This window comes from Oerskovia sp. 140933 (assembly GCF_059651515.1).
Genome location: NZ_JAMXIO010000019.1, coordinates 1 through 12423 on the forward strand (window position 1 = coordinate 1; position 12423 = coordinate 12423).

Sequence of the window (12423 nt, forward strand, 5' to 3'; positions counted from 1 at the left end):
CGGTCGGCCCCACGGCCGTCGGTGCGTCGGCGGGCTGCTCCGCCGCGGGACCGGTCAGCCGATGCCGATCGCGGTGATCGGCGCCTCGAGCGGTGCGCCCGAGCCGTCGCGGCGCTGGTCCACGGCAGGGAGGTCGACGGGCTGACCCGCGGACCCCACGGCCCGGCCCGGCCCGCGACCCACCCAGGCGAGGATCAGGGTGTCCTCGCCCTTGAGGAAGCGGTGGGCGCGGACGCCGCCCGTGGCCCGGCCCTTGCCGGGGTAGAGCTCGTAGGGCGTGACCTTGCCGGACCCGGCCTGCGTCCCGGGCAGGGCGTCGGCGGAGCCTGCGACCGTCACGACGGTCATGAGGTCGCGGCTCGCGGCGTCGATCACGCCGAAGAACGTGACCTGCTGCCCCGCGGCGAGCTTGATGCCGGCCATCCCGGCCGCGCTGCGCCCCTGCGGACGGACCGCGGACGCGTCGAAGTGCAGCAGGCTCGCGTCGGAGCTCACGAACACGAGCTCGTCCTGGTCCGTCACGGGGGCGGCCCCGACGACGCGGTCGCCCTCCTTGAGGGAGATGACCTCCCAGGCGTCCCGGTTGGTCGGCATGTCGCCCGCGATGACCCGCTTGACGACCCCGCCCGCGGTCCCGAGGGCGAGGGTCGGCGCGTCGGGGTCGAGCGACACGATCGTCAGGGGCTTCTCGCCCGCCTCGAGGCTCACGATCTCGCTCAGGGGCACCCCACCGGACAGGCTGGGGGCGCCGTCGGTCGGCGGGAGCGCGGGCAGGTCGAGCACCGAGAGCCGCACGATCCGTCCTGCGCTCGTCACGAGCCCGACGTCGCTGCGCACGCTCGCGAGCACCGCGCCGCTCAGGGCGTCGTGCGAGTGGCGGTGCCCGCCGGTCCCGGGCTCGGTCGCGTCGCCCGTGCGGGCCAGCAGCCCGGTCGCGGACAGCAGCGCCCAGCACGGGGTGTCCTCGACCTCGAGCGGCACGGCCGAGACGGTGCCCAGCACGCCCTGCGCGGACGTGGGGGAGGCGCCCGCGGACTCGAGGAGGATGGTGCGGCGCGGGGTGCCGAAGACCTTCGCGACCTCCTTCATCTCCGCCGAGACGACCGCGCGGAGCTTGGCGTCGTCGCCCAGGATCTCCTCGAGCTGAGCGATCTCGAGGCGCAGCGCCTCCTGCTCCTTCTCGAGCTCGAGGCGCGAGAACTTGGTCAGGCGGCGCAGGCGCAGCTCGAGGATGTACTCGGCCTGGGGCTCGGAGAGGTCGAAGACCTCGCGCAGGCGGGTGCGGGCCGTGTCCGTGTCGTCGCTCGAGCGGATGACCTGGATGACCTCGTCGATGTCGACGATCGCGAGCAGCAGGCCCTCGACCAGGTGCAGGCGTTCCTTGCGCTTGGCGAGGCGGTACGACGAACGGCGGCGCACGACGTCGATGCGGTGGTCGACCCAGACCGTGAGCAGCTCGCGCAGACCCAGCGTGCGGGGCTGGCCGTCGACGAGCGCGACGTTGTTGATGCCGAACGAGTCCTCGAGGGGCGTGACCTTGTAGAGCTGCTCGAGCACGGCCTCGGGGTTGAAGCCCGTCTTGATCTCCACGACGAGGCGCAGCCCGTGGGCGCGGTCGGTGAGGTCGGTCGCGTTGGTGATGCCCACGAGCTTCTTGGACTTCACGCCCTCGGCGATCTTCTCGATGACCTTCTCGGGGCCCACCAGGTAGGGGAGCTCGGTGAAGACGATGCCCTTGCGCTTGGCCGTGATGTTCTCGATGCGGGCCGTGGCCCGGGTGCGGAACGAGCCGCGGCCCGTGCGGTAGGCGTCGCGGATGCCGTCGAGGCCCACGATCTTGCCGCCGCCCGGCAGGTCCGGCCCGGGGATGAAGCGCATGAGCGCGTCGAGGTCCGCGTTCGGGTGCTTGATGAGGTGCTGGGCAGCGGCGACGACCTCGACCAGGTTGTGCGGGGCCATGTTGGTCGCCATGCCGACCGCGATGCCCGCGGCGCCGTTGACGAGCAGGTTGGGGATCGCCGAGGGCAGGACCTCGGGCTGGGTCAGCTTGTTGTCGTAGTTGGGGATGAAGTCGACGACGTCCTCGTCGAGCCCGACCGTCATGGCCATCGCGGCGCTCGCGAGCCGGGCCTCGGTGTACCGCGGGGCGGCAGGACCGTCGTCGAGCGACCCGAAGTTGCCGTGCCCGTCGACGAGGGGCAGGCGCAGCGAGAACGGCTGGGCCAGGCGGACCAGGGCGTCGTAGATCGCGGTGTCGCCGTGCGGGTGCAGCTTGCCCATGACCTCGCCGACGACGCGCGCCGACTTCACGTGGCCCCGGTCCGGGCGCAGGCCCATGTCGGACATCTGGAACAGGATGCGGCGCTGCACGGGCTTGAGCCCGTCGCGCGCGTCCGGCAGGGCGCGGGCGTAGATGACCGAGTACGCGTACTCGAGGAAAGACCCCTCCATCTCCGTCGTGACGTCGATGTCGATGATCTTCTCGTGGACCTCGCTCGGGTCGAGCGGGGCTTTCGAGGCGGACGGTCTGCGCGCCATGGGTCGTCGGGCTCCTGCGGGTCGATGGGTCGGGCGGGGCGGCCGGCGCGCTGCCGGCCGGTCGGACGGCCGGGCACGCGCGCTCGTCGGCGAACGGTAGCGCGGGGCACCGACATCCGGCCTCACATTCTCCCGCGTGCCGGGCGTGCCGCCGACCAGCGTGCTCGCCGACCAGTAGCCTAGGCCGGGTGAACGGACACGACGTCCCGGCCGGACCAGGCCCGACACCGCGGTCGGCCGAGTACCCGGTCGAGTGGGAGGCCGACGTCGTGCTGCGGGACGGCACCACGACCCACGTCCGTCCCATCCGGCCCTCCGACGCGGACGCGCTCCAACGCTTCCACATGGGGCAGAGCGAGCGCTCGACGTACCTGCGCTTCTTCGCGAACATCGAGCGGCTCTCCGACCGCGACCTGCGGCGCTTCACGGTCGTCGACCACTCCGAGCGGGTGGCGCTCGTCGCGGTCAAGCGCGTGGGGGAGGACCTGCGCGAGGACATCATCGGCGTCGCGCGCTTCGACAAGGTCACGCCGCACGAGGCCGAGGTCGCGTTCAACATCGCCGACGCCGAGCAGGGGCGCGGGCTCGGGTCGGTTCTCCTCGAGCACCTGGCCGCCGCGGCCCGCGAGCGGGGCGTGCGCCGGTTCACGGCCGAGGTCCTGCCGCAGAACGGCAAGATGCTCGCGGTCTTCCAGGAGGCCGGCTACGTGGTGAGCCAGCACGTCGACGACGGCATCGTGGCAGTGAGCGTCGACCTCGACCCGACGGACCGCTCGCGGGAGGTCATGGCGGACCGGGAGCACCGTGCGGAGGCACGGTCCATGCACGGCCTGCTCACGGCACGCCGGGTCCTGCTCGTGGGCCCCGGCCCGACGGCGGCGCCCGGCACCGCGGACCGGCTCCTGGCCGAGCGCGTGCTCGCCAACGCGCTGGCCGACCCCGGCGACGCGACGTTCGAGGTGGTGGGTACGGCCACGGCCCCGGTCGAGGAGCCGGTCGCCGAGCTCGACGACGAGCCGCTCCCCGCCGTCCGTCACCGGGCCGGCATCGCGGACGTCCCCGGACCCGTGGACCTCGCGCTCCTCGCCCTGCCGCCGCGCGAGGCGATCGCCGCCACGGCCGAGCTCGAACGCCTGGGGGTGCGCGCCGTCGTCGTGCTCTCCGCGGGCTTCGCCGAGACCGGGCCGGACGGTCTGGCGCTCCAGCGCGACCTCCTGCGCACCGCGCACACCGCGGGCATGCGCGTCGTGGGCCCCGCGACGTACGGCCTCCTGACGACGCACCCGGGGCACCGGCTCAACGCGAGCCTCGCGGAGGTCGTGCCTCCTGCGGGCAGCATCGGGATCTTCTGCCAGTCCGCGCCCACGGCCGTGACGCTGCTCGCGACGGCGCTGCGCCGCGGCATCGGCATCTCGTCGTTCGTGTCCGCCGGGCACCGCGCGGACGTGTCGGGCAACGACCTCATGCAGTTCTGGCAGGACGACCCGGAGACCTCGGTCGTGTGCCTGTACCTCGAGTCGATCGGCAACCCGCGCAAGTTCTCCCGGATCGCCCGTCGGCTGGCCTCCGTCAAGCCCGTCGTGGTCGTGACCGCCGGACGATCGGGGCAGGTCGTGCCGCCCGGGCACGCGGTCCGTTCGACCCGCGCCCCGCGGCGCACGCTCGACGAGATGCTGCGCCAGTCCGGCGTGATCCACGCCGACAACACGCACCACCTCGTCGACATCGCCCAGCTCCTCGCGAACCAGCCGCTGCCGTCCGGGCGCCGCATCGGGATCCTCGCGTCGTCGGCCGCGCTGACCGCGCTCGTCGCGGAAGCCGTGGTCTCCGCGGGGCTCGTGGTCTCCGACCGGTCGACCTTCCTGCCGGAGGACGCCGACGACGAGCAGGTCGACACCGCGGTCGCGGCGCTCTACGCACCGGACGCGTGCGACGTCGTGGTCGCGGTGCACGTCCCCACGGTGCGCCCCCGCGTCGGCACGGTCGCCCGGGCCGTGGCCCGTGCGGCGGCGGCGAGCGGGCGCACCACGGTCGCGAGCGTCCTGGGGCTGCACGGCCTCGCGGACGAGCTCAGCGCGCCCGACCCCGCGGACCCCGACGGCCCGCGCGTCCACGTGCCCGCCTACTCGACCCCGGAGGACGCAGTCGCGGCCGTCGGCGCGGTGGTGGGCTACGCACGGTGGCGCGAGGCCGACCACGGCACGGTCGACCGGCCCCCCGGCGTCGACTCGGACCGGGCCCGCGCGATCGTCGAGGGAGCCCTCGCCGGGGACACCGTGGTCGACCTCGACGCGCAGACCGCGTCGGAGCTCCTCGCGGCGTACGGCATCGAGCTGTGGCCCTCGCGCCGCGTGCGCACGGCCGACGAGGCCGTGGCCGCGGCGCACGAGATCGGCTGGCCCGTCGCGCTCAAGAGCACGGCCGAGTCCCTCCGTCACCGCGCGGACCTCGGTGGGGTGCGCCTCGACATCGGTGACGAGGACGAGCTGCGCGACGACGTCGACCAGATGCGTGCGGCCCTCGCCGCCGTGCTGCCGACCCCCGGCCGCGCGGCCCCGGCCCAGCCCGGGGACGACCCCGACGGGCAGGTCGCCGGACCCGCACCCTTCGAGGTCCAGCGCATGGCCGACGCAGGGGTCGCGTGCGTCGTGCGCTCGACCGAGGACCAGCTGTTCGGCCCCGTGGTGTCGTTCGGCCTCGCGGGCGACGCGGTCGACCTGCTGGGCGACGTGAGCTACGGCGTGCCGCCGCTCACGGACACGGACATCGCCGCGATGGTCCGGTCCGTCCGCGCCGCGCCCCGCCTCTTCGGGTACATGGGGGCGCCCGTCGCGGACACCGCGGCGCTCGAGGACCTGCTCGCGCGCATGTCCCTCATGGCCGACGAGCTGCCCGAGCTGCGCAGCGTCGAGCTCTACCCCGTCGTGGTCGCCGAGCACGGAGCGGCGGTGCTCAGCGCGCGCGTCCAGGTGGCCGGGGCGCAGCGAGCCGACGCGCTGCGGCGCGCTCTCCCGGGCTGAGCGCGCGGTGCGGGCGGAGCGGGCTGGCACCGCCGCACCGCGCGGTGGGAGAATGCCCGGGTGCCATCTGCTGAATCTCCCTCCCGGACCGACCTGACCTCCCAGCTGCGCCGCGCCGGCTACTACCCCGAGCTCGTGCAGGACGTCCTCGACGTCGCGATCGCGGACGAGGACCTCGTGTCCCACCTGGTCTACGTCGAGACCACGTTCGACGTCGAGGTCCGCCGCCACCTGACGGTCCTGGTCCTGACACCGACCCGGCTCATCACCGCGCACGTCGACGACCATCCCGCCGACAGCGAGAACCCGTCCGCCTCGGCCGCCGCGACGACCGAGTCCGTGCCGATCTCCGAGCTCCGCTCGGTCTCGCTGTCCCACGTGGTCCTGGACCCGGAGAAGCACCGCAGCGGCACGCCGCCCATCGAGGTGACCCTGGCCATCGGCTGGGGGGCCGTCTCCCGGGTGGACCTCGAGCCCGCGCAGTGCCCGGACCCCGGCTGCGAGGCCGACCACGGCCTCACGGGCCAGATCACGCCCGACGACATCGTGGTGCGCGTGAGCGCCGAGGCCGAGGGCCGGGACGCGGTGCGCAACGCGCTCGCCTTCGCCCGGGCCCTGTCGACCGCGACGACCCACGGCACGGGCCGGGCGACCAGGTGACGGTCGTGCCGGAGGTCCTCCCGGACGGTCTGCTCGCTCCCCGGTACGACGGCCTCGCGCTGAGCTCGGTGCTCCCCGGTGCGGCGGGGGCCCTGGGCGTGGACCTCGTGACCGCGACCGGGACCGCCTCGACCCAGGCCCGCACGGACCTCGGTCTGCCCGTCGCCGACCGCGTGTGCGTGGTGCTCGTCGACGGCCTGGGCCACGCGAACCTCAGCGAGCGTGCCGGCCACGCGCCGTTCCTGCGCTCGCTGCTCGGCTCTTCGCGCGTCCTCACGTCGAGCTTTCCCAGCACGACCGCCGCGGCGATCGGCACGTTCGGGACGGGCACCTCTCCCGGCCGCACGGGCATGCTGGGCTACACCCAGCGCGACGCGACCTCGGGGCGCCTCGCGAACATGGTCTCGTGGGAGGGCGCGACGGCGCCGCGCGAGCTCCAGCAGGAACCCCCCGTGCTCGAGCGCCTGGCCACCGCGGGGGTCGAGGTCTCGTCGGTGGGGCCCGCCCGGTTCGCGGGCTCGGGCATGACCGTGGCCGCACTGCGCGGCGCCCGCTACCTCGCGGCCGAGTCCATCGCGGACCGGGTCGACACCGTCGCCTTCGAGCTCACCGCCCCCGGCCTCGTGTACCTCTACTGGGGAGACGTCGACAAGGCCGGCCACCACCACGGCTGGCGGTCGCGGCAGTGGGGCGACGCGCTCTCGGACCTCGACCGCGAGCTCGGTCGTCTGGCCCGTTCGCTGCCGCACGGCACCCTGCTGCTCGTCACGGCCGACCACGGCATGGTGGACGTCGACCGCTCGAAGCGCTGGGACGTCGCGACGACCCCGGAGCTGGCCCGCGGCGTGGAGCTCGTGGGCGGCGAGCCCCGCGCGGTGCACGTGTACGCGCGCGGGGACCAAGCGCCTGCCGTCGCAGCGCGCTGGGCGGCCGTCCTGGGGGAGGAGGCGCTCGTGGCGCTGCGCGAGGACGCCGTCGCGGCCGGCTGGTTCGGCCCCGTCGCGGAGCACGTGCTGCCCATGATCGGCGACGTCGTCGTCGCGATGCGCGGACGGGCCACGGTCGTGGACTCGCGCACGCAGACCGCGGCGTCCCTGCAGCTCGTGGGCGTGCACGGGTCGCTGACCCGCACGGAGATGCAGGTCCCGCTGCTCGTGACGACCACCTGAGCACGACCACCTGAGCACGCCCGCCCGAGCACGACCCGCCCCGGCCGCCCCCGAGCGCCACCCGAGCGCCCGAGCCCCCGCAGCGGACCGAACCCCGAACACGAAAGGCCCACGACCGTGGCAGAGCTGGTCTTCTTCTCCGGCACGATGGACTGCGGCAAGTCCACCCTCGCCCTGCAGCTCGACCACAACCACGCGGCGCGCGGTCGGTCGGGGCTCAAGTTCTCGCGCAACGACCGGGCCGGCACCGACCGCCTCTCGTCGCGCCTCGGGCTCGAGGTCGCCGCGCACGAGGTCCGCGACGAGACCGACTTCTGGACGTTCGTCGTGGACGCGCGGCGGCACGGCGAGACGGTCGACTACCTGATCTGCGACGAGGCCCAGTTCTACTCGACCGCTCAGGTCGAGCAGCTCGCGCGGCTCGTCGACGAGGTCGAGATCGACGTCTTCGCGTTCGGCATCACCGCGGACTTCCGCAGCCACCTCTTCCCGGGGTCCGCGCGGCTGATCGAGCTCGCGGACCGCGTCGAGGTGCTCCAGGTGCAGGCGTTGTGCTGGTGCGGGGCGCGCGCGACGCACAACGCGCGCACGGTCGACGGCTGGATGGTCGTCGAGGGCGAGCAGGTCGTGGTGGGCGACACCGACAGCGCGAGCGAGATCGCGTACGAGGTCCTGTGCCGGCGGCACCACATGCGGCGCATGACGTCCGTCTCGGCGAGGCTTCGCTCGATGCCGGCCGACGCCCTGACCCTCGACCTCCCGTCCGACCCCGGCGCCGCCTGAGGCGGGGCGGGCGGGTCAGTGCTCGGGCTTGGCGCCGAACACGATCTCGTCCCAGCTGGGCACGCTCGCCCGAGGCTTGCGCCCGCTGCGGCGGGGCTCGGCCCCGTGACGGGACTGCTCTCCTCGGTCGCCGGGCGCGTCGCGGCCGGCGCGCACGGTGCCGACCGGCGCCTGGGCATCTCCGTGCTCGGTGTCGGAGCCGGGCTCCCGGTCCGCGTGCCCGGAGGGGCTGTCCGCGGTGCGGCCCGACCCGGCGGGGTGGTTCTCCCGGGCCTCCTGGTCGGGAGGCTCCTCGGAGGCGTCACGGGGGTCGTCCCTGCCTGCTGACGGCTCCCGGTGCCCCGACCGCGAGGGGTGAGCGCCGTCGTCGGGCCCGCGGTGCGAGCCCTGGCGGGGTCCCTGGCCCAGGGTGAAGACCTTGGCGCCCTCGGGCTCCTCCTCCGCGCGGGGGGTGTCGCGACGCGACGCGCCCTGGCCCAGGTCGAACGTCTGGGGAGGGCCGAAGCCCTCGAAGAGGGAGGGCTCGTCGTCGCGGTGCTGGCGCACCCCGCGGCGCAGGCTGAGGTCGTCGAGGATCGAGGTCGTCTCGTCGTGCAGGGGGAGGGGCTCGACGCCCCGGGCGCCGTCGTCCTCCCGGCCTCGTCCCTCAGGCCCGGCCTCGCGTGCCCCGGACCGTTCCGCCGACGCCGCCGACGTGGCCTGCCCGCCGCCGCGTGCCGCGTGGTCGAAGATGGCCCCGCGCACGCCTCGGGCGGGCTCGTCCTCCGGAGCCGTGCCCGACAACCAGCGGGCCTCGTCCTCGAGCGCGTGCAGCGAGCGCGCCTGCGGGTCGTACGACCACCGGGCGCTGCGTGCGCGGTCACCGATGAGGAAGAGCGCCGTGACGGTCCATGCCCCGCCGTGAGGGCGGGCGGCGGACCACTCGACGTCCTCGGGCTCGACGCCGCGGGCGGTCAGGCGTTCGGTGACCATCTCGCCCAGCGTGGGCGAGTCCTCGTCGTGGCCCAGCCGGTTCTTGCGCACCTGCTCGACGACGAACTCCTGCTCGGCGAGCACGGGCCCCTCGAAGCGGCGCACCTGCTCGATCGGGATCCCCGCCTTCTCGGCGACCTCCCGCGCACTGTGCCCCGCCCGGAGCTGGGACTGGATCTCGCGCACCGGGAGGACCCCGGGAGCCTGGGCGCGCAGCTGTTCGAGCTGGGTGCGGTCGCTGCGCACCGCGGCGCGCAGCGCGTCGTCGATGGGCAGGGTGAACCGCGCGCCGTCCGCCCCGGCGAGGACGAGGGTCTCCCCGTCCTCGTGCAACCTCACCAGCTCGAGCTCGTTCATGAATCCTCCAACGCCGTGCAGACCGGCTCGTCGCCGGTGGGCCTGCACTCCCGAGAGTGCCATCCCGGTGAGCCCACGCGGCGCAGGCGGCTCGGTGTGCCGCGTTCCGGGGTCTGCTGGGATGATTCTCCCCGTGATCGAGTTCCCCATGTACGACGCCCTCGAGCTGGGCGCCGTGTTCTGCGCCGCTCTGTCCGGCGGGCTGTCCGCGATCCGCAAGTCCTTCGACATCTTCGGGGTCCTCGTGCTCGCCTGGGCGACGGGCCTGGGCGGCGGGATCCTGCGCGACGTGATGATCGGTGCGACGCCTCCCGTGGGGATCTCGAGCTGGCGCCTGGTGGTCGCGGCGCTGGCGGCGGGCGGCGTCATCTACTTCTTCCACCCGCGCCTCGAACGGATGCGGCGGGGCATCGTGGTGCTCGACGCCGGGGCGCTCGCGCTCTTCGTGATCGTCGGCACGACCAAGGGCCTCGAGTACGGCGTGGGCATGATGGCGGCGATCATCGTCGGGACCCTGACCGGGATCGGGGGAGGGATCCTGCGCGACCTGCTCACGAGCGAGTCCCCGCTCATCCTGCAGGACCGGCAGCTGTACGCGGTCCCGGCTCTCGTGGGCGCGTCGATCACTGCGGTGCTGTGGACCCAGGGGTGGCTCACGCTGTGGAGCCAGCTCGCGACGATCGCGCTGATCTTCGGCTTCCGGCTGATCTCGCTGCGCCTGGGGTGGACGGTCCCGGGGCCGTGGTCGGGGCGTCGAGGAGGAGCGGGATCGGGCAGGATGTGAGGCGTGAGCACCTTCAGCGACGACCTGCGCCTGCCCGACGACGTCACGATCGCGGGGCTGCGCGCTCTCGCCGAGCGCATGGCCCGGGAGGCCGGGGCGCTCGTGCGCGACGGCCGGCCCGAGCGCGTCGAGGTGGCGGCGACCAAGTCGAGCGCGGTCGACGTCGTGACGGCGATGGACGCCGAGTCCGAGGCCCTGCTGCGCCGGATCATCGCCCGGGAGCGTCCCGACGACGCGATCCTGGGCGAGGAGGAGGGGGCGTCCGCCGGGACGTCCGGCCTGACGTGGGTCATCGACCCGATCGACGGCACCGTCAACTACCTGTACTCCGTGGCGTCCTACGCGATCTCGGTGGCCGTGGTCGCGGGACCGCCCGACCCGGAGCGGTGGACCGCGCTCGCCGGCGCGGTGCACTCGGTCGTCGACGACCGGACCTGGACCGCCGGACGTGGGGAGGGGGCGACGCTCGACGGCGAGCCCGTGGCGGTCAACCCCGCGGGCCCGCTCGCGACGTCGCTCGTCGGGACGGGCTTCGGGTACGACGCGGACCGCCGGCGGCGCCAGGCGCAGGTGCTCGTGGAGGTGCTCCCGGAGGTGCGCGACATCCGTCGCCTCGGCTCGGCCGCGATCGACCTGTGCCTGGTCGCGTCCGGCAGCCTGGACCTGTACTACGAGCGCGGCCTGAACCCCTGGGACCTGGCTGCCGGGGCGCTCGTGGCCCAGGAGGCCGGGGCCGCAGTGACCGGCCTGCGCGGGCGCGCCGCCGGGGCGGAGATGACGGTCGCCGGGGCCCCGCAGTCGGTGTCTTCGCTGGTCGCGCTGCTGGAGGCCGCAGGAGCGGATTCCGACGTGGGCCGATGAGCGGATCGTCGGGATCGTCACGAGGGTGACGAGGAACACCCGAGGCTGAGGGTGCGCCCGCGCGGTAAATGGTGCAGAATCCGTTCGCCACCGGGAACAATTCTCGGTAGCAGAGCATTACACCGCGTACACCAGTCAGGACGTCCAGATTGCGCGTCCTACGGAGTGCCTGTTCGACGGCCTTCGCCGGACCGAACGACCCCCATGTTCGACCCACGACGTTCCGGAGTGTGACCCCACAGATGGCAACTGACTACGACGCCCCCCGCAAGAGCGAAGAGGATCTCAGCGAGGACTCGATCCAAGAGCTGCAGGCCCGTCGCTCCGACAAGAGCTCGGGCGTTGTGGACGAAGACGAGACCGAAGCAGCGGAAGGGTTCGAGCTCCCGGGCGCGGACCTCTCCGGCGAAGAGCTCTCGGTCCGCGTGCTGCCTCGACAGGCTGACGAGTTCACCTGCTCGAGCTGCTTCCTCGTGCACCACCGCAGCCAGCTCGCGTACGAGAAGAACGGGCAGCAGATCTGCTCGGAGTGCGCGGCCTGACGGCCTGAGCCCCAACGACGGACGGGCGCCCCCCCCGCGGGGGGGGGCCCCCGTCCGCGCGTCCGGGAGCGGTCAGGGGAGGTCCGGGCGCCCGGTGTCGGGGCTGCTGCCTGCGGTCCCGGCGCCGCCCGCCGACGCGCTCGCCGCGCCCGCGGCGACCAGCGCCGCGGCGAGGTCGGACGCGTGGCGCGAGGACACGAGCCAGTACGGGGTGGGGTCGGCCGGGTCGTCGAGCTCGACGCGCACCCCGGTCCGCGCCCAGGCCCGCAGGCACACGTAGGCGCGTGCGTCGAGAGAGGGGCCGAGCTCGCGCGTCATGGCCGCGCGGTCGAGCACCGTGACGTCCCCGAGGAGCGACGTCGGGATCGTGGCACGTCCGGCGCGCAGCACGGGCTGCCCGTCGGGGCCGGTCCCGACCGAGACGACGGGGGAGGTCCACCAGGCGAGCACGACGAGGACGACCAGGGCGACGAGCCCCGTGCTGATCGACAGCACGTCGTCGACCGGCCACAGCGCCACACCGAGGACGACGGCGAAGGCGGCGGCGGCGGACCAGCCGCCCGGTCCGGGGAGCAGGCGTTCGCTGTAGGCAGGCGCAGGCTGAGGCATGAGCCCATCATCCCAGGTCCTGCGAGGGTGGTCGTCGCCGTCCCGGCGGTTCGCGGGGCGACGTGGCCACGGGGCGTCGGGCGAGGGTCCGCGCCGAAGTCGTGCGACCTGCGCGCCGGCCCGGCGGC

At 74.2% G+C, this 12423-nt stretch carries 10 protein-coding genes; 7 read left to right on the plus strand and 3 right to left on the minus strand.

Annotated features, from left to right (window positions below; genetic code table 11):
• Window positions 1-54: 54 nt before the first annotated feature.
• On the minus strand, window positions 55-2538 hold the full coding sequence (locus NHG27_RS11325) for a DNA gyrase/topoisomerase IV subunit A (RefSeq protein ID WP_497016370.1): 2484 nt from the start codon (window positions 2536-2538) through the stop codon (window positions 55-57).
• 188 nt (window positions 2539-2726) lie between these two features.
• Here NHG27_RS11325 and NHG27_RS11330 point away from each other — a divergent pair, with 188 nt between their 5' ends.
• The 4 genes from NHG27_RS11330 to NHG27_RS11345 all read left to right on the plus strand — a co-directional run bounded on the left by NHG27_RS11330 (window position 2727) and on the right by NHG27_RS11345 (window position 8170).
• Window positions 2727-5558, plus strand: coding sequence for a bifunctional acetate--CoA ligase family protein/GNAT family N-acetyltransferase (locus NHG27_RS11330; RefSeq protein ID WP_497016371.1), 2832 nt, complete (start codon window positions 2727-2729; stop codon window positions 5556-5558).
• Window positions 5559-5618: 60 nt separating this feature from the next.
• A complete protein-coding gene (locus tag NHG27_RS11335; protein ID WP_193719893.1) occupies window positions 5619-6218 on the plus strand; it encodes a DUF5998 family protein in 600 nt (199 codons plus the stop codon).
• Window positions 6219-6223: 5 nt separating this feature from the next.
• On the plus strand, window positions 6224-7387 hold the full coding sequence (locus NHG27_RS11340; protein WP_321575377.1) for an alkaline phosphatase family protein: 1164 nt from the start codon (window positions 6224-6226) through the stop codon (window positions 7385-7387).
• A gap of 117 nt (window positions 7388-7504) precedes the next feature.
• Window positions 7505-8170 (plus strand): thymidine kinase, encoded by a 666-nt coding sequence (locus tag NHG27_RS11345; RefSeq protein ID WP_193719895.1) that lies wholly within the window; start codon window positions 7505-7507, stop codon window positions 8168-8170.
• Window positions 8171-8185: 15 nt separating this feature from the next.
• On the opposite strand, the gene sepH is transcribed toward NHG27_RS11345, so the two are convergent.
• On the minus strand, window positions 8186-9499 hold the full coding sequence (sepH, locus tag NHG27_RS11350) for a septation protein SepH (RefSeq protein WP_497016372.1): 1314 nt from the start codon (window positions 9497-9499) through the stop codon (window positions 8186-8188).
• Between the two features lie 133 nt (window positions 9500-9632).
• Here sepH and NHG27_RS11355 point away from each other — a divergent pair, with 133 nt between their 5' ends.
• The 3 genes from NHG27_RS11355 to NHG27_RS11365 all read left to right on the plus strand — a co-directional run bounded on the left by NHG27_RS11355 (window position 9633) and on the right by NHG27_RS11365 (window position 11686).
• The gene (locus NHG27_RS11355; RefSeq protein ID WP_321575378.1) at window positions 9633-10283 is read left to right on the plus strand and encodes a trimeric intracellular cation channel family protein; all 651 of its coding nucleotides are present in this window, start codon (window positions 9633-9635) and stop codon (window positions 10281-10283) included.
• A gap of 3 nt (window positions 10284-10286) precedes the next feature.
• Window positions 10287-11144 (plus strand): inositol monophosphatase family protein, encoded by an 858-nt coding sequence (locus NHG27_RS11360; RefSeq protein ID WP_407671890.1) that lies wholly within the window; start codon window positions 10287-10289, stop codon window positions 11142-11144.
• A gap of 242 nt (window positions 11145-11386) precedes the next feature.
• Window positions 11387-11686 carry a DUF4193 domain-containing protein gene (locus NHG27_RS11365; protein WP_030152516.1) on the plus strand — a complete coding sequence of 100 codons (300 nt, stop codon included), beginning with the start codon at window positions 11387-11389 and terminating at the stop codon, window positions 11684-11686.
• A gap of 72 nt (window positions 11687-11758) precedes the next feature.
• Here NHG27_RS11365 and NHG27_RS11370 read toward each other — a convergent pair whose 3' ends face one another.
• A complete protein-coding gene (locus NHG27_RS11370) occupies window positions 11759-12295 on the minus strand; it encodes a DUF3093 domain-containing protein (RefSeq protein WP_497016373.1) in 537 nt (178 codons plus the stop codon).
• Window positions 12296-12423: the final 128 nt, after the last annotated feature.

Coding starts and splice junctions, on each gene's coding strand:
- NHG27_RS11370 (WP_497016373.1), bottom strand. CDS start 12,295: ATGCCTCAGCCTGCGCCTGCCTACAGCGAACGCCTGCTCCCCGGACCG.
- sepH (WP_497016372.1), bottom strand. CDS start 9,499: ATGAACGAGCTCGAGCTGGTGAGGTTGCACGAGGACGGGGAGACCCTC.
- NHG27_RS11365 (WP_030152516.1), top strand. CDS start 11,387: ATGGCAACTGACTACGACGCCCCCCGCAAGAGCGAAGAGGATCTCAGC.
- NHG27_RS11325 (WP_497016370.1), bottom strand. CDS start 2,538: ATGGCGCGCAGACCGTCCGCCTCGAAAGCCCCGCTCGACCCGAGCGAG.